The 17,583-nt window shown below is 75.1% G+C and carries 11 protein-coding genes; 1 reads left to right on the top strand and 10 read right to left on the bottom strand.

Going from position 1 to position 17,583, the window contains the following annotated elements; all coding sequences use genetic code 11:
- Nucleotides 1-32: 32 nt before the first annotated feature.
- The 3 genes from ACFQ8C_RS22925 to ACFQ8C_RS22915 form a co-directional block, all read right to left on the bottom strand.
- Nucleotides 33-3,122 (bottom strand): glycoside hydrolase family 3 N-terminal domain-containing protein, encoded by a 3,090-nt coding sequence (locus tag ACFQ8C_RS22925; RefSeq protein WP_383460569.1) that lies wholly within the window; start codon nt 3,120-3,122, stop codon nt 33-35.
- Nucleotides 3,123-3,215: 93 nt separating this feature from the next.
- Nucleotides 3,216-5,132: a ricin-type beta-trefoil lectin domain protein gene (locus ACFQ8C_RS22920; RefSeq protein ID WP_383460567.1), complete on the bottom strand. Its 1,917-nt coding sequence runs from the start codon at nt 5,130-5,132 to the stop codon at nt 3,216-3,218.
- Nucleotides 5,133-5,444: 312 nt separating this feature from the next.
- Nucleotides 5,445-6,719, bottom strand: a complete 1,275-nt coding sequence (locus ACFQ8C_RS22915) for an amidohydrolase (protein ID WP_383460564.1) — start codon at nt 6,717-6,719, stop codon at nt 5,445-5,447.
- 171 nt (nt 6,720-6,890) lie between these two features.
- Between ACFQ8C_RS22915 and ACFQ8C_RS22910 the strand changes: the two genes are divergently transcribed.
- A complete protein-coding gene (locus ACFQ8C_RS22910) occupies nt 6,891-7,061 on the top strand; it encodes a thiazolylpeptide-type bacteriocin (RefSeq protein ID WP_030757923.1) in 171 nt (56 codons plus the stop codon).
- A gap of 72 nt (nt 7,062-7,133) precedes the next feature.
- On the opposite strand, the gene ACFQ8C_RS22905 is transcribed toward ACFQ8C_RS22910, so the two are convergent.
- The 7 genes from ACFQ8C_RS22905 to ACFQ8C_RS22875 are packed head-to-tail and all read right to left on the bottom strand — an operon-like array spanning nt 7,134 to nt 17,555.
- A complete protein-coding gene (locus ACFQ8C_RS22905; protein ID WP_383460574.1) occupies nt 7,134-9,053 on the bottom strand; it encodes a TOMM precursor leader peptide-binding protein in 1,920 nt (639 codons plus the stop codon).
- A gap of 35 nt (nt 9,054-9,088) precedes the next feature.
- The gene (locus ACFQ8C_RS22900; protein WP_383460562.1) at nt 9,089-9,844 is read right to left on the bottom strand and encodes an ABC transporter permease; all 756 of its coding nucleotides are present in this window, start codon (nt 9,842-9,844) and stop codon (nt 9,089-9,091) included.
- 2 nt (nt 9,845-9,846) lie between these two features.
- On the bottom strand, nt 9,847-10,851 hold the full coding sequence (locus ACFQ8C_RS22895) for an ATP-binding cassette domain-containing protein (protein WP_383460559.1): 1,005 nt from the start codon (nt 10,849-10,851) through the stop codon (nt 9,847-9,849).
- A 48-nt stretch (nt 10,852-10,899) separates the two neighbouring features.
- Nucleotides 10,900-12,003: a peptidase M50 gene (locus ACFQ8C_RS22890; protein ID WP_383460557.1), complete on the bottom strand. Its 1,104-nt coding sequence runs from the start codon at nt 12,001-12,003 to the stop codon at nt 10,900-10,902.
- Nucleotides 12,000-13,127: a lantibiotic dehydratase C-terminal domain-containing protein gene (locus ACFQ8C_RS22885; RefSeq protein ID WP_383460555.1), complete on the bottom strand. Its 1,128-nt coding sequence runs from the start codon at nt 13,125-13,127 to the stop codon at nt 12,000-12,002. The genes ACFQ8C_RS22890 and ACFQ8C_RS22885 overlap by 4 nt, the downstream gene beginning before the upstream one ends.
- Entirely contained in the window at nt 13,115-15,949 is a 2,835-nt protein-coding gene (locus ACFQ8C_RS22880; RefSeq protein ID WP_383460552.1) for a lantibiotic dehydratase, read from the bottom strand. The genes ACFQ8C_RS22885 and ACFQ8C_RS22880 overlap by 13 nt, the downstream gene beginning before the upstream one ends.
- 10 nt (nt 15,950-15,959) lie before the next feature.
- A complete protein-coding gene (locus ACFQ8C_RS22875) occupies nt 15,960-17,555 on the bottom strand; it encodes a nitroreductase family protein (RefSeq protein ID WP_383460550.1) in 1,596 nt (531 codons plus the stop codon).
- Nucleotides 17,556-17,583: the final 28 nt, after the last annotated feature.

Below are 17,583 nucleotides of genomic sequence, written 5' to 3'. Positions count from 1 at the left end.
CCCGCGAGGCGCCGGTCCACCGGGCCCCGCACTCAGCCGGCCGCGCGGTAGGCCGTGGTCAGCCGCGCCACCGCACCCGCCGGGTCACCGGAGAGCAGCCGGTGGTCGGCCTCGGCGAAGGGCTTCGCCGCCGCCTCCGTGACCCGCTGCCCGATGCGATCCTGCACCAGCAGCCGGGCCCGGGCCACCAGACGCCGCGCCTCGGGTGAATCGCCCCGCCCGGCCGCCTGGAGCACCCGGGCCGCGAGCCCGAGCGCCTTCAGGGTGGTCTCCCCGCCCTTGGGTGCCGCCGTCAGGGTGGTGAGCCCCCAGCCGTACGGGTACTGCGGGTCGTACGCCGCGTCTCCGACGTTCACCGGCAGCTGGGCCTCCGACCGCGGCCAGGTCACCGGCAGCTGCCCGGTGAAGGGCTTCCGGCCGAAGAGCACGTCCGCGACGCCGTCGCCCTCCGTGCCCGGCAGCCAGGACGCCACCAGGGCGTCGATCTCCGGCAGCCGGTCGCCGATCAGCTGAGGCCGCCCCGAGACGACCAGCACCGCGCACGGCATCGCCGCGCACACCCGGTCCACCGCCGCCTTGTCGGCGGCGCTCAGCTCCAGGTCGTGGCCGTTGCCGACGTCCCCGACGCCCTCCGCGTACGGCGTCTCGCCGACCACCACGACCCCGGCGTCGTACCCCTCCACCGGTGCGGCGGCGTCCTTCGAGTACGTCAGCCCGGGCGCGGTCTTCCGTATCCCTTCGAGGATCGTCGTGCCGGTGGTCCGCTTCCCGGAGGAGCCCTGCCAGCTGATCGTCCAGCCGCCGGTCTGGTTGCCCAGGTCGTCGGCGTTCGAGCCGGCCACGTACACCTTCTGCGAGGGCTTCAGCGGCAGCACCCCGCCGTCGTTCTTCAGCAGGACCTGCGAGGCGGCCGCCGCCTCGCGGGCCACCGCCCGGTGCTCGGCCGAGCCGACCGAGGGGAGGTGGGTGGTGTCCGCGTACGGCTTCTCGAAGAGTCCGAGCCGGAACTTCTGCGTCAGGATCCGGGCCACGGCGTCGTCGATCCGGGAGACCGGGATCCGGCCCGCCTCGACCTCGGCCACCAGGGTCCGGGTGAACTCCTGGTAGTTCGTCGGCACCATGATCATGTCCAGGCCTGCGTTGACCGAGGTCCGCACGTCGCTCGGGTAGTCCCCGGGGATCTGGTCGATGGCCTGCCAGTCGCTGATGACGAAGCCCTCGAAGCCCATCCGGTCCTTCAGCACCCCGTTGATCAGCTCGGCGTTGGCGTGCATCTTCACCGGGCCGAGGTCGTCCCCGAGGATGTCGACCGAGGAGTACGAGGGCATGACCGTGCCCGCCCCGCGCTTCACCGCCTCCGCGAACGGCGCCAGGTGCACCGCCTCCAGCTCCTCGCGGGTGACCTTGGTGACGCCCTGGTCGATCGTGTACGAGCCGGTCGCCGACGACCCGAACTCCGTGCCGCCGTCGCCCACGAAGTGCTTGGCGCTGGTCAGCACCTTGTCGTTGCGGTCCAGGTCGCGCCCGTCGGCCGCGCCCTGCATGCCGTTGACGACCGTCTCCATCGCGGTCACCAGCGCCGGGTCCTCGCCGAAGGCCTCGTACGACCGCCCCCAGCGCTCGTCCCGCGTCACGCACAGGCACGGGGCGAAGTCCCAGGGGACTCCGGTCGCGCGGACCTCCTTGGCCGTGACGGCGCCGGTCCGCGCGGCGAGCGCGGGGTCGCGGGAGGCGCCGACGCCGATGTTGTGCGGCATGATCGTGGCCCCGGCCACGTTGTTGTGCCCGTGCACCGCGTCCACGCCGTAGACCAGCGGGATCTGGAGGCGGGTCGCCCGGGTCCGCAGCTGGTAGCCGTCGACCATCCGCGCCCACGCCTCCGGCGTGTTGGGGGTGGGCACCGAACCGCCGCCGGAGAGCAGCGAGCCGAGCGCGTACCCGGCGATGTCGCCGGGCGCCCGCAGGGCGTTCCGCTCGGCCTGGGTCATCTGCCCGGCCTTCTCGGCCAGGGTCATCCGGGAGAGCAGGTCGGCGACCCGCCGCTGCACCGGCAGCCGCTTGTCGAGGTACGGCAGTCCGTGCGCGTTCACCACGACGACCGGGTCCTCGGCGGGCGCCTTCGCGCCCTCGACGGTGAGCTTCACCGGGATGGTCTCGCCGGCCTCGCCGGCCCTGTCCTTCAGCGTCTCGACGGTGATCGAGCGGGTGGTGCCGGAGGGCGTCCCGGCGGGGAAGACGAGGCTGCCGGCCACCGGCCGGTAGTCCTTCCCCGCCTCGGCCGGCCCGTCGTCGTCCGTCGCGTACGCGACGGTGACCGGCTGGTCCGTCGGGGCCGCGCCCGTCGTGTTCACCGTGACGTCGATCCGGGCGGCGGAGCCCTCCGCCACCGGGTGCACGGCTGCCCCCGTCACCACCTGGGTGGTCAGCGCCGGGTCGGCCTTCCCGTACAGCTCCACCCCGTCGAGCGCGAAGGAGCCCGGTGCGCCCGTGGGCAGCGTCAGCGCGTACCCCCACATCCGGTCGAGGCCGAGGACCTGGTCGATGCCGCCGACCGGCTGGTAGTCGGCGCGGTACTGGAAGGAGGAGAAGGGCAGTTCGACGAGGTGCCAGCCCTCCCAGTCGTCGGTGAAGGAGGTCGTCCACAGCTCGGACGCCTCGCCGTTCGCGCCGCCGTCCTTCAGCTCGAAGGCGATGCGCTTGCCGGAGCCGGGCGGCAGCGGCGCGGTGTTCTGCCCGTACCACCAGAAGCGGACGCCCCGGTGGGCGGTCCAGTCCTCGGCCGGCTCGTCGAAGGCGAAGTCATGGGTGAAGCCGCCCCAGCCGCTGATGTCGTAGCGGCCTTCGAGGACCTTGCCCCCCTCGGGGGCGTCGGCCCGTTCGGCGAGCGAGAGCGCCGGATGGTCGTCGGCGTCGCCGCCCCAGGTGAAGATCCCCTCGGCGGGAGGATTCCCGAAGGGGACCTCGCCCTCGAAGCGGTCGACGGCCCGGGGCGCGGGCTCGTCGTCCGCGCCGGGCACGGCGGCGCTGGGCCCGGCCCCGACGAGCCCAGCGATCAGGGCGGTGACGGCGGTGGCGGCGAGCCCTCGGGCGCGCGCTCTCCTGCGGTGGTGCGGGTGCGGCATGGGATGTGCTCCTGAGGAAGGGGAGACGGGGAGAAGGGTCGGATCGGACGTGAGGAGGGGCCGGGGCGTGTCGCCCCGGCCCGAAGGCGCGGTTCAGGACGCCTGGTGGGTCCACTTCTGGTTGGCGCCGCCGGTGCACGTCCAGATCTGCGCCCGGGTGCCGTCGGCGGAGGAGTTGCCCGTGGCGTCCAGGCACTTGTCGGCGGCGAGGTTCACCACGTCATGGGTGACGGGGTCGTACCGCCACCGCTGGGCGCCCGTCCCGTTGCAGGTGTACAGCTGCACCTTGCCGCCGTCGGCGACCGTGCCGCCGGCGACGTCGAGGCACTTGCCGAGCGCCCGCACGCTGCCGTCCGCGGCGAGCGTCCACCGCTGCGCCGCCGTGCCGTTGCAGCCGTGGAGCTGGACGGCGGTGCCGTCGGCGGTCGCGGCCCCGGCCACGTCCAGGCACCTGCCCGCGAGCCCGGTCAGGGCCCCGGCCGGAGCTCCGGCGCCCGGCGTCCCGGACCAGGTGAAGGTGGCGGTGGTGTGGGCCGGCAGGCCGTACGTGAAGGACTGGCCGCCCCAGTCGACGCGGACGGACTGGGTCGATCCGCCGCGGTTGTGCGCGATGAGGGCCTTGGAGCCGTCGGTGTTGCGCCAGGCCACGTTCTGCACGGTCGCGTTGTCGGTGGAGGCGATCCGGTACGCCCCCGGCCTCACGAACTTGGTGAGGTGGCCGGTCGTGTAGTACTCGATCGTGTAGTCGACCTGTCCGGCCCGCGGGCCGCCCTCCTGCACGGTGACCAGCCCGGTGCAGGTGCCGCAACCCCCGTTGTGCGGGCCCATGTCCTGGTTGAGCGCCAGGCTCCACTTCACCAGGCTGCTGCTCCAGTTGCGGGCGTAGGAGACGATGTCCTTCAGGTCCTCGTCGTGCTGGTTCCCGATCCAGGTGCCGCCGGAGTGCTCGGTGCTGAACTGGCGCACCGACGGGTACTGGTCGTGGACCTGGGTGCCGACGGCGGGGTCGCCGGCGTAGCCGTGCCAGGCGATGCCGCCGAAGAGCGGGTCGTTCCGGACGCCCGCGTCACCGAGGACGGCCGCGCCGAAGCCGGCGTAGTCGCCGTAGTTCCAGTCGTGCACCAGGACCTTGGTGGTGATTCCGGCGGCCCGGAAGGCCGGGTAGACGTGGTTCTTGGTGAACTCGACGAGCCCGGACGGGTTCCAGCTCATGCCCGGGTAGTTCATGGCGGTGGGGTTGCCGGCCTGACAGCAGTTCGGCTCGTTCTGCACGGAGAGGTAGTCGACCCGCACGCCCGCCGCCTGGTAGCTCTGGACGTACTTCACCAGGTACTGGGCGTACGTCGGGTAGTGCTCCCACTTCAGCCAGCCCATCCGGTCCATCCGGCCGTTGTCCTTCATCCAGCCGGGGGCGCTCCAGGGCACGCCCTTGACCCGGAGCGCCGGGTTGAGCTGCTTCGCCTGCGAGGTCAGCAGCCGCACGCCGGTGTCGTAGCCGTTCGCGCCGAAGTCGCCGAGGTCGCAGCAGGTGTCGTCGAGGGAGACGTTCCCGGGCCGGGAGAGGTCCGAGGCGCCGATGGGGTTGCGGACGAAGGAGAGCCCGATGCCGTCGGACGGCGAGAACAGCTTGCGCATGACCTCGTCGCGGGTGGCGGCGCCGACCGCCCCGCCGCGCAGGAGGTGGGCGGTGGTGTCGGTGATCGAGGCGCCGCCGCCCTCGAACCGCTGGTAGGTGGTCGACTCGTCGACGGTGATCGTGTGGCTCGCGGTGCCGCCGGCGGGGCCGAAGGCGAGCGGCGCCTGCGGGGCGAGCCCGCGCGTGACGGCGCGGCCTCCGGCGTCGGAGGTGGTGGTCAGCCAGACGTCCACCCGCTCGCCGGCGGCCTGCGCGGTGCCGGGCGCGGTGAGGACCAGGCCCGTCGCCACGAGGGCGCCGGTGAGGAGGGCGGCGAGCGCGCGGGGGCGGGAGCGCGTCCCGTGGCGCGCACCCCGCAGAGGATTGAGCTGCACCTGACAACCCTTTCGTCGAGGCGTACCGCGGTGCCGTCCGGACCCGGCCCGCCCGGTTCCGCCCGTGTCCCGCAAGGCGGTAAGCCTTTTATCAAGTGGTGAACTTATGGACGCGCCGACCGCCCGTCAACCCCTCCCGCCTCCAACTCCCGAAGCCCCCGGTCACTCTGACGGCCCGTACGACAGCCCCTGGAGCGCGGTGCGTTCGGGAGGTTACGGTGGACCGGCGACCCGATCCGCGACGCTCGCCCGTGCCCGCCCGCGCGGAGACGAGGGCGGCAGTCCCGCCGCCGCCCTCGCCCGCCCCTGAGGTCAGGACCCCGCACCGGCGTCCGCGGGCCGGTCCAGCCGGTCCAGGGCCGCCGCCGTCAGCGCCGTGATCGCCGCGGGGAGCGCCGAGCGCGCCTCCGGGGCGAAGCGGGAGGAGTGGTTCGGGGGGACCCGGCCCGGGCCGGCGGCCCACTGGCGGCGGCCGGTGACGCCCGTCATCCAGTACACCAGCGGCACGTCGCCGGCCCCGTGGAGCCCGTCGCCCGCGCCGCCGTACAGGGAGAAGTCCTCCGACGCCGCCGACGCGGGCCAGTCCGCCACCCGCTCCGGACCGAACAGGGCCGTGTGGGCCGCCCGCACCGCCGCCGTCGCGGCCGGGTCGCCCCACAGCGCCGGGGTCCGGTTCACCCGCGCGATCTCCGGGTCGCGCGGACAGGCGGAGGCCGCGCACTCGGCCCGCACGATCCGCTCCACCGACGCCAGCGCCCGGTCCAGGGACGCGTCGGTGAGGGCCCGCAGCCCGATGCCGAGGGACGCCGTGTCGGGCACGACGTTGACCGCGGTCCCCGCCCGCAGCGTCCCCACCGTGAGCGTCACATGGTCGCCCGGCGCGCTCTCCCGGGACACCACCGTCTGCAGCCGCAGCACCACCGCCGCCGCCGTCACGACCGGATCCACCGTGAGCTGCGGCGTCCCCGCGTGCCCGCCCCGCCCGTGCACCGTCACCTCCAGCGCCGCGCTCGCCGCCGTCACCGGCGCCCGGGGCGTGCCGTGCGCGACAAGCCCGGCCGGCAGCGGCGCCGCGTGCTGCGCGAGCACCACGTCCGGGACGCCGAACCGCTCGTACGCCCCGTCCGCCAGCAACGCCCGCGCCCCGGTCAGCGTCTCCTCCGCCGGCTGGCCCACCACCACCAGCGTGCCGCGCCAGTCCGCCGTCGTCCGGGACAGCAGCTCCGCCGCCCCGGCCGCCGCCGCCAGGTGCAGATCGTGGCCGCAAGCGTGCATGGCGCCGTTCCCGGAGGCGTACGGCAGCCCCGTCTCCTCCACCAGCGGCAGCGCGTCGAGCTCCGCCCGCAGCCAGACCCGCGGACCGGGGCCGTTGCGCAGCACCCCGACCACGCCGTGCCCGCCGACGCCCCGGGTCACCTCCAGGCCGAGCGCCGCCAGCCGGTCGCCGAACACCCGGGCCGTCCGCGCCTCCGCGCCGGACAGCTCGGGAGAGGAGTGGACGTCCAGATAGAGCGTCAGGGCGGGACGGACCGCCTCCCCGGCGAGGGCCAGGGCGGGGCGGGACGTGACGGCGTACGGGGCGGGCATGGGCTGTCTCCTTCGTCCGGCTGTCGCCGGCTCCTGCCGGCGGGAACGGGTCGCTGGCGTCGCGTGCCAGCGGGATGCCAGCGGACGGCGGGCCGAACGGTGAGCGGAGGGCGCTGCAATGGAGTCACGGCAGACGGCCCCGGACGGGGCCGCGGACCCTGAGGAGGCACCATGAACAAGGACCTGAGCACCCTCGCCGACGAGATCCTGGAGCTGGAGGCCGAGACCTTCGAGATCTCCGACTACTCGGACGCCAGCGAGGTCGTGCTGGCCGGCTCCACGAGCACCAGCTCCACCTCGACCTGCAGCTCCACCACCAGCACCACCTCCTGCTCCGCCTGACCCCCGTCCGGGTCCGCTGCGCGCCCGGTGTCCGTGGCCTCCACGGACACCGGGCGCGTCGGTGCGCACGGGCTACGGGAACGGGTGCGGAACCCGGTGGACCTCGCCGTCCGTGAGGTCCGTCGCCCGGTGGCCGCCGTGCCGCAGCGCGGTCCGCAGGCGGGGCATCAGCGGGGCCCGCTGCCGGTTCCAGCCGAAGTCGATCGGCAGCAGCCCCGGCACCAGGGTGCTGACCGTGCGCAGCCCCATCCGCTCCTGTTCCGGCGTCGTCTGGTCGACCACGACGACGTCGTGCCCCGCTCCGGTGAGCGCCTCCGTCACCACCCGCAGGTCGTCGCGCAGATCGAGCGTCCGGGGCCGCCCCGACTCCTCCCACTCCCGGTAGGTCTCCTCGAAGGACCGCACCGCCCGCGGCTCCAGGAAGGCCCGCGCGTGCGCGGCCATCCGCGGCAGCCCGTACAGCTGGGCGTGGTCCTTCAGATGCCGGACGCGGTCGAAGTCGTCGGCCATCGCCTCCAGTTCGTCCCGCCGCTCGCGCGTCTGCCGGGACAGGTGAGGGATGTAGGTGAGGACCTCCGAGAGCGCCCCCTCCACGGCCGCCCGCGGATCGAGCGAGGCCGCCGCCGCGAAGGACAGCAGCCCCGGGCCGCCGTCCCGGCGCACCGCGACCGCCGTCACCACCGGGACCGGCAGATCGATCCGGTTGTCCAGGACGTGCACGTCGTACCCCTGGAGCGCGGCCCGCTCGGCCATGGCCGCGGAGGCCCGGCCGCCGACCGTCGCCAGGTCGACGGCGGGCAGCCGGGCCGCCCCGTACCAGGCGTTCAGGAAGGCGTCCCGCTCCACGAGTTCGAGGAGCCCGCCGAGCACCGCCTCCTCCAGGCTGCCGCCGATGGCGCAGCCGTTGGAGCACTCGAAGACGAAGTTGTCCGCCTGGAGGCCCGCGCTGTAGTAGACGAGCCGGGACGGCACCAGCACGGGCCGCTCGTCGCGCAGCGACCAGCCCCACTCCCAGGGGATCGCCCGGTCCGGGTCGAAGGGGGCGACGAGCGGGTCCTCCCGGTAGGTGCGCTCCGCGTAGAAGCCGCACTCCGCCGGATCGACCGCCCGGTCCCGCAGCTCGTTCCAGGAGCCGGTGACCGGCGCGCGCGGGGCGCGCCGGTGGGTGCCCGCGTACCGTTCGAGCCCTTCCAGGAAGGCCAGCGTGCGGCTGGTCGCGAAGACGTTCTCCTGCCCGCTCCACGTCACGTCGTTCAGCCCGGCGTAGCCGCGCACGAAGACGCTGCCCGCGACCGGGGCCGTCGTCGGCGAGGTGACGCTCAGCCAGGTCCCGCCGCCCAGCGCCCCGCACACCGGATTGGCCAGCGCCTCCTCGGGGATCGGGTACGAGCCCGCCGGCCGCAGCCGGTACGCTCCCGGGTCCGGCTTGCGGCGCTCCACCAGCTCCATCGCGCGCGGCCCCGCTTCCTCCGGGGCGGGGGAGCAGTCCGGGCAGAGCGGCTCGGCGAGCAGCGGAAAGGTGCGCACCGCGAGCGTCGCCAGGTCGATCCGGGTCACCTGGGGCAGCGCCCGGTCGGCGGGCGCGACGGCCGGCGGCTCGGCCCCCGGCCCGTCCAGGACCGCCGCGCAGACCGCCGCCACCGCGTCGTACACGTGCGGGGTGAGCAGCGGCCAGGCCCCGGCCGGGCGCGGACCCTCGGGCCCGCCGGTCTCCAGCGCGTCCCGCTCGCTCCGGCTGCGCAGCCGCTGCCAGCGCACGGCCAGACAGCGCCCGCAGGCGGGCGCGGTGCCGTCACCGCCCCAGGGACCGACCAGCACCGCCGAGGCGGTGAGGTGGACCCGGGCACCGGCCCGCTCGGCCGCCCACGCGTCCGGCGCGCCGGGCCCGCCCGCCGGGGCGGCGGCGTCGGTGACCCCGACCGGTACCACCGGCACGTCGGCGCCGAGCCGCCAGGACAGCGCGGCCCGCAGCTCCGCCCGGGCCCGGTCCATCGGCGGCTCCACGGGCCGCTCCGTCACCGGGGCGCTCACGACGACCTCGTCCAGCGGAAGGTCTTCACCGCGACCGCCCCGAAGACCACCGCGAACACCACGAGTCCGGCGCAGCCCAGCCACACGTCGGAGGCGTCGCCCCGCCCGGCGAGCGCGTGCGAGACGGCGTCGTTGAGATAGCGCAGCGGCATCACGAGCGACACCTTCCGGAGCCACTCCGGCATCGAGTCGAGCGGGAAGAAGGAGCCGGAGAGGAACGCCATCGGCAGCATCAGGAAGTTGGCGACGGCGGCCACCGACTCCGGGGTGTCCGCGAAGGAGCCGATGATCACCCCGAGGAGGAGGAAGGTCGTCACCCCGAGCGCGAGCACCGGGATCAGCAGCGGCCAGCCGGAGGCGGGCTCCAGGCCGAAGACCGGCAGCATCGCCACCCCGACGAAGAGCAGCGACTGCACCGCCCCCACCACCAGGGCGATGACGTACCGGGAGCCGATGACCGCCGACAGCGGCGCCGGGGACATCCGGATCAGCCGCAGGATGTCGTCCGACCGCCACTGCATCAGGGTGAAGGCGATCCCGAAGACGGCGGCGTTCGCCACGCCCCAGGACAGCACTCCGGCCGCCGTGTAGGAGAGGTACGGGAGACCGCTCTCCTCCACCGCCTGGCCCTTGAAGATCAGACCGAAGACGACGAGGAAGAGGAGCGGGAAGGCGAAGGTGAAGAAGAGGGTGGTCTTGTCCCGGATCTGGGCCCGGTAGCCCGCCCCGGTCAGTGCGGCGTAGGCGCTCATGGTCACGGCTCCGTGATGGTCTCGGCGGCGGGGGTCCCGGCGGGCTTCCCGGCGGCGGGGTCGGCGGTGAGGCCCGACGTCAGGTCCAGGTAGACGTCCTCCAGGCTCGGGGTGCGCGTCTGCACCCCGTCCAGGCCGGCGAGCCGGTCGACGGCGGACAGCACCTGGCCGGGCGCGTGGGTCTCCAGGACGAGCGAACCGCCCTGCTCGCTCACCCGCTCCACGCCGTCGATTCCGGCGGCCCGCCGCCGGTCGAGCCGGCCCAGCGGCAGCAGGAGCCGGCTCGGTGCGTGCGCGGCGGCGACCAGGTTGTGCGGGGAGTCCGTCACGGCGACCCGGCCGTCGACGAGGATCGCGATCCGGTCGCACAGCGCCTCGGCCTCGTCGAGGTGGTGGGTGGTGTAGACGATCGTGCGGCCCGCCGCCTTCAGCCCGCGCAGCACCTCCCACAGCGCCCGCCGGGCCTGCGGGTCGAGCGCGGCCGTCGGCTCGTCGAGGAAGATCAGCTCCGGCCCGTGGACCAGGGCCGAGGCGATGGCGAGGCGCTGCCGCTGCCCGCCGGAGAGGTTCTCCACCCGGACGTTCCGCTGCGCGGTCAGACCGACCGCCTCCAGGGTGGTGTCGACGCTCCCGGGACGGGCCCCGTAGAGCGCGGCGACCGTGCGCAGGTGCTCGTGCGCGGTCTGTCGGACGAAGAAGGCCGAGGACTGCGTCTGCACCCCGATCCGGGGCAGCAGGCCGGTGTCCCGGGGCCAGGGGGAACGACCGAAGAGCGCGACCGAGCCCGTGTCGGCCCGGCGCAGCCCTTCCATGATCTCCACCAGGGTCGACTTGCCCGCCCCGTTGGGGCCGAGCAGTCCGAAGAACTCGCCCTGGCGGATCTCCAGGGACACGGCGTCGACGGCGAGCCGGTCCCCGTACCGCTTGGAGACCTCCTCGACGCGGACGGCTGCGGGCGGCGGTCCGCCGGCGTGATGGGGGGACGACATGGCCTGTACCTCACTCATGCGGTGCGTGGTCCTTCGACGGAGGGGAGGGAAGAGGGGGTGCGGTCGTCACCGCAGCAGCAGGAACAGCAGGGCGGCGGTGGCCGTCACGGCGAGCAGCACCAGGAGCACGGCCCCCGACGCGTACGCCGCGTAGAGCCGCCGAGCCCGGGGCGGGTAGCCGGCCACCGCCTCCGCCCCGCCGCTCCGGCGCAGCGCCAGATAGGCGCGGGTCTCCGGAGCGAGCCGGGCGGTGCCGAGCGCGTGCCCCAGCATCCGGTAGCCGTCGAGAGGCGGCAGCGGCACCAGATTGCCGAGACCCTGGATGGTGCCGAGCAGCAACAGGCCGGCGACGAAGGGCCGTTCGGCCGCGCCGGCCGGCAGCAGGAGCCACCAGACGCCGAACGGCAGCAGGAGCGCCATGTTGAGGTACGCGCCCGCTCCGGCGATCACCAGCTTGGCCCGCAGCCCCGGCAGGAACAGGTAGTCGTCGACCGTGCAGTACAGCAGCGCGGCCGGCAGCCGCCACTTCAGCCCGATCTCGGTGACGTGCCCGCCGTAGTGCTGGGCGGCGACCCCGTGGGCCAGTTCGTGCACGGTGATGCTGAACCAGAGGAAGAGCGCGATCCCGGCGAGCGCCGCCGGCCGCCCGGTCAGCCCGCCCGCCGCCGCGACCAGCGGCCCCGCCTGCCAGGCGAGCAGCACGAGCAGGGCGAGGACGGCGGCGGCGAGGGGGAGCTGGACGGCGGGGCGGAGGACCGGGCGCAGCACCCGGTGCAGCCGCGCCGTGGTGGCGTCGGCGTCCCTCACCATCGGACGGGTGCCCCGCCAGAGGGAGTTGGGCGGCTCCGGCTCCGGGGCGGGCACCACCGGGTCGGGCGCGCCGACGAGCAGCCCCCGGGTGCCGAGCAGGCCGAGCAGCCGGTTCCAGTGCTCCTCCCCGACCCGGCGCCCGAACCGCTCCGCGTACAGCGGCGCGAGGTCGTCCAGGGTGCGGGTCCCGTCGAGCCGGGCGATCAGGAAGTGCTCCTTCTCCCCGACCTCGAAAGCGGCCCCCGTGGCGGGGTGCCGGATCAGGCGCACGGTCCTCGGCCCGCGCAGCAGCGGCGGGCTGAACCGCACCCCGGGCCGCAGCTCCGGCCGGTACGCCCGCCGGGCGGCGGCCGCCGTCACGCGTCCACCCCCGCCGGGTCCGGTACGCCCTCGCGCAGCACCCGGCCCAGGGCGAAGGAGAGGTACGCCTCGTCGCGGATCGTCACATGGAGCCGGTTGTTGGTCATGTGCATGTAGGGAGACAGGAGTCGGGGCAGCACCGCCGACACCTCCGTCAGCGGCTCCATCGGCGCCGCGTCCACCGGCTCCGTCCGCTCCTGCCCGGTGTCCTCGCGGGCCGGCCCCTCCCACACCGGGAACGACAGCGCGCCCCGGGCCGTCAGCTCCTCCACCCGCGACCGCAGCTCCAGGCAGTGCGCGGCCCAGCCCCGCAGGAAGGACGGCAGCCGCTCCGGCTCCCCGGCCCCGACCGCCGCGCGGACCGCCGCGAACCGGCGGGCCAGCGACGGGGCGAGCTCCGCGTAGCCGCGCTCGTACTCCTCCGAACCGATGAACCCGCTGTCGGGGAACGCCCGGTGCCAGAAGCGGTAGTAGCCGTCCAGGTAGTCGGCGAGCCGGTCCTCCTCCGGCAGGAAGCAGCTCGCCATCACCATCATCAACTGCGCCGAGGTGCCGAGCAGCACCGTGCGCAGATGCAGGTTCATCGTCCGGAAGGCGTCCACGACGAGGTCGCTGGAGTGCCGGAAGTGCCACTCCGCCAGCTCCACGCCGGCCGGCCCGCCGTACTTGGCGTACTCGGGGGCGTACGGCTCCTCGCGGAAGGAGTTGTTGGGCCGCAGCCGCATCCGGCCGTCCCCGCCCATGTACCGGGTCCGGTCCTCGCCGGGGAACTCGATGTCGAACAGGGCGTTGTAGAAGTCCTTCAGGAAGCCCGAGTCCACCTCGTACAGCGCCGGCCGGCTCCTCAGGAACGCGGCGAGCGCCTCCTCGGCCCGCCGCCGCACCTCGGGAGCCGCCGCCGCGCTCGACGGCCGCAGCCGCAGCCGTACGTGCGGCCCCTCCAGCCAGTAGTTGATGAAGAAGTACCCGGCGAGCAGGCCCTCCTCGGAGAGCCGGGCGACCAGCGGACGCACGCAGTCGACGAGCAGCGGGCGGGGGCTGGCCGCGTAGAAGACGTGCAGCGCCAGCCAGGGGCCGGGGCCGCCGGTCCCGGGGGTCGGGTGCGGGGTGGTCAGTTCCGGCATGTCGGGCCGTCCTCGGTAGCCGTACGGGCAGGGGCGGGGGGAGCGGGGGAGGCGAAGGTCTCGACGGCCAGTTCGGCCACGTGCCGACCGCGCGCGGAGACGAGCTGGAGCCCGTCCTCGGCCGGCAGCATCTCGCGCAGCACCACCGACGCCCCCTCGCCCCGGTCGATCAGGGCGTCGAAGGCGGTCAGCGACAGCGGGCTCTCGAAGTCCACGTACAGCGGCTTCGCGCCCGGCACCCGCCGCCCGGCCCGCTGCGGGGTCGCGAAGACCCGGTCCGGCAGCCCGTGCGCCCGCTGCCAGCGGCGCCACTCCAGCCACCAGGCCGACTCGTCGCCGCCCGGCCGGCGCACCGGCAGGACCGCCGTCCCCGCCGTCCACGCCCGCCGTGCCAGGACCACGTCATCGTGGACGACCCGGGGCCTGCGGGTCACCCCGTCCACCGCGGGGCCCACCGGCACCCCGCCCCACACGTCGGCCGGCGTCATGGTGCTCGGCGACAGGAGCAGCAGTGTCCGGGGGATCGCCGGGAGCGCCACCGGCACCAGATAGCCGAGGTAGACGGGGATCACCCGGCAGCCGAGCCGCCGCGAGCGCAGCACCAGCCGGTCCGTCTCCTCGTCGTGCGTCAGATACAGGTCGTCCAGCTCGATCCGGGCCTCCTCCGGCACCGTCGACGTCTCGCCCGGACAGACGACCTGGTGGTCCGTCAGCCTCCCGTGGAGGTTGAGGTTGCTGGTCACCGGGCCACCGGTCAGCTCCGCGAAGACGGCGCCCTCCGGCTGCCGCTCCCGCAGTTCCTCCCGCAGCCGCGCCGACAGCCCGGCGCCCTCCGCCTCGCCCTCGTCCCCGTCCCCGCCGTCGCCGTCGAAGACGTGGGTGAAGCGGCTGAACGGGAAGGCCAGCCCGCCGTACGAACGGTTCAGCACCACCCGGTGCCCGTCCGCCCCGCCGCGCAGGTCGATCTGGAGGTGGTGGCTCTGCGGGACGAAGTCCCCGGTCACCGGCGCGAGTTCCGCGGCCACGTCGGAGAGCAGCGAGGCCGGGAGCCGCAGCTCCTCCGCACCGCCGTCCCGCTCCCACGCCTCCCGCATCCCGGTCGCGAACCGCCGCCGCGCCTCGTCCAGGCTCCGCAGCGCCGGCTGCCCGAGCCAGTTCTCCTCCGGCACGTAGGCCCCGTCCGCGTCGAACGGGACGCGCTTGGCCGTGAACGACAGGTACTGGTCGAACAGGTCCTCGTGGAAGTCGTGCACCAGACCCAGCAGGTCGTCGCAGCGCCCGCCCCGCCCGTACCGGGCCAGGAAGAAGCCGCGCAGCGTGATCCGGTGCGGCAGCGTCAGGTCGAACAGCGGCAGGACGCCCTCCACCGCGCGCAGCGCCCGCCCGGTCCCGCCGCCGAGCAGCTCCGCGCCGGCCGTCACCCCGTCACCCGCGCTCACGTCCTCGTACAGCAGCGTCTGCGGCAGCGTCGGCTCCTCGGCGCCGAGCCCGGCCAGCACACCGAGCAGCCCCGCGCGCAGCTCCCGCAGGAGCGACCGCCGTTCGGCGAGCCCGGCGGCCGGATAGCGGGCCAGGCACTCCGCCGGGCCGTCCAGGCCGCCCGCGACCGTCTCCGCCCAGCCGGCGCCGAGTCCGCGCAGCGCCTCCTGGAAGGAGCGCAGCGGGTCCGGGCCGTGCACGTCCGGGCGGAGCGCGGGCACCTGCACCATGCCGACCCCGAGCAGCGCCGCCGCGTACCGCTCGCACTCCTCGGGCTCCGCCCCGTGCTCCCGCCGCAGCCACCCGATCAGGTCCCCGTACCGCAGTCCCTCGCGTGCGCCGAGGAAGCCGAGCAGACGCTCCAGGGCGCCGCTGCTCCGCAGGTAGAACAGCCGGTCGCGGACCGCGTCGAAGGTGACGGCCGCGCTGTCGTCGCCGGCCGTGACCCACTGGCGTACGTAGCGGATCCGGTCCTCGTCACGTCCCCAGCCGGGGGAGAGGACCACGGGCAGGTCACGCCGCCGCACGGGGTCCGCGAGGATCAGCTCCGCGATCCGGGCGAGCGCCACCACCGTCAGCCGGACGTGGCTCGACCACTCCTCCCCGAGGCGCAGTTCCCCGCTCGCCCGCGTCCCGGCCGCCGCACCCCCGGCCCCCGAGGCCCCGGTCGCCGCATCGCCGGGCCCGCCCGCGAACACCCCGGACGCCACCGGCGTCAGCGTGCTGAACGGGCTCGTCTTGCACGCCGTGCGGTACAGGTACGTCAGCGCCGACCGCTCGATCTTCCGCATCCGCCGGCCCGGCTCGGCCGCCCGGTCCGCGAGGTACGCGTCGAGCCGCGAGTCCAGCGTCGGCGAGGCCAGCAGCAGCCCGAGCCGCAGCCGGTCCTCCGCGAGCGCCGCCCGGAGCGCGCCGCGCGCCCCGCGCACCTCCTCCGCCAGCAGCCCGGGCCCCTCCGCGAGGAGGTCGGCGTAGCGGCCCCGGTCCTTGAGCCAGCCGCCCACCCGCGCCCCGGCCGCCGGGTCCAGACCGGCGACGAGCCGTTCGGCGGCGTCCGGGTCCGTGGGCAGGCGGTTGTTGAAGATCTGGCGGCGCAGCGTGAGCAGTGCCCTGCGGGCACGGTCACCGGCGGCGTCGGCGGCCTCGACGAGGCCGTGCAGCACCTCGCTCAGCGCCTCGCCCTCACCGGCCAGTCGGTGTTCGTGCGCCAGGACCTCGTCCGCCCAGGCGCGGGAGCGCGGGCAGCGCAGCCCCCGGACGGTCTCCACCGGCAGTCCCGAGGCCCGCAGCAGGAAGCGCCGCCCGACCTCCCAGCCGGGCGCGGTCCGCTCGGTCGTCGTCATCGCGGCCCCCTCAGACGATCTCGTGGCGGAAGTCGGCGGGCCGGGGCCGCTCGTGCCCCAGCGGCATGATCAGCAGCGGCGCCTCCTCGGTCCCCGCGAGCCCCAGCCGCTCCACGAACGAGACGTTGTCGAAGCCGAGCGCGACGCCCGCGCCGACTCCCAGCGCCGAGGCGGCCAGGTAGAAGGTCTGTGCCACGGCGCCGGCCGTGGCGACGGCGATCCGGTAGCCCCGGTCGCCGACCGCGTCCAGGACGGCCGCCGTGCGGACCGTCGGCACGAGGACGGCGCCGGCCTGCTCCAGGTTGTAGTTGGCGAGGAAGTAGTTCGCCTGGAGGAAGTCCCCCTGCTCCCCGGGGGCGACCGGCAGCAGGCCGCCGCCGTCGGGGTCGTAGGCGTAGGCGCCCGGTTCGATCCCCTCGACGTGGTTGACGAAGACGTACAGCCGCACCAGCGACCCGCCGCCGGCGGTGTCGGCCTCGCCGCCCAGCGAGGTGGCCGCGCAGGCGGCGAGCACGGCCGACAGCTCGCCGGGCGTCACCGGCCGGGACGCGTCGAACCGGCCGAAGCTGGACCGCCGTTCGCGCAGCACCCGGCGCACCGGGACCTCCGGCAGCACCGGCGCGGGCAGCGCCACCCGGTCCGGCCCCTCCGGCAGCGGTCGGACCGCCGCCGCGACGAGCGCGCCCGGCGCGGGCCGGTCGGTGGCGCCCGCGAGCGTGGCCGCGTGCATGGCCCGGACGGTCGGGAAGCCGATGACGGTACGGGACCGCTCCAGGTCCCGGTGGCGCACGGCGGGATCGTGCGCGGCGACCGCCTCCCGTACGGGGGGCGTGCCGTCCCAGGTCAGCGGCACCACCGCGAAGACCGTCTCCTCCTCGCCCCCGGTGCCGAGCAGCCCGTTCAGCCGCGCCTCGTCGAACCAGAACACCGGCCCGACGGCGAGGCCGTGCGCGGCGGCCCACACCCGCCAGGTCTGCACGAGCGTGCCCACGTCGGTGCAGACCACGTGGAAGCCGAAGCTGTTGTACTTGAACGCGGTCTGCCAGTACTTCACCGAGAGCAGCAGGTACTGGTCGGTCTCCCGCGCCGGGGCCGGCGCGTCCTGGCCCAGCGCCTCCCGCACCAGCGCCGTCACGTCCCCGGTCAGCACCCGCTGCACGGCGTGCCGGTGCACGTCGTAGTAGTGCAGCCCCGGGGTGAGCGGCCCGGAGGGCCCGGCGGCCCAGTGCACGGCGACGGGGTACAGGCCGCCCCCGCCCGCCGTCCCGCGCGACCAGTTGGCGTGCGGATAGAGCGGCAGGCCCGGCAGGTCGCTGTTGGCCTGGACGCCCAGGCGGCGGCCGGTCAGGCCGTAGGAGTCCTTCAGCATCGCGGCCAGCAGCGGCAGCGTGAAACCCCTCTCGGCCGGGCGACCCGGCGCGGGCAGCAGCCCGGCGGCCGCGGGGGCGCCGGAGCCGTCCCCGGCCGGCAGGGCGTACGGCTCCACCCCCGGGTAGAACTTCCCCTTGCGCGGGGCGTCCGGCCAGTCGGGGACGAAGTCGGCGGGTTCCATCGGGACGCGGCCGCGGTGCAGCACGGCGTCGGCGTACTCATGGGCGTACCCCATGGGGTCGGCCCCCTTTCGGACGTTCGGA

The sequence above is a fragment of the Streptomyces sp. NPDC056503 genome (genome assembly GCF_042794995.1).
Taxonomy (GTDB): domain Bacteria; phylum Actinomycetota; class Actinomycetes; order Streptomycetales; family Streptomycetaceae; genus Streptomyces.
This window is presented reverse-complemented; position numbering and strand designations above follow the sequence as displayed.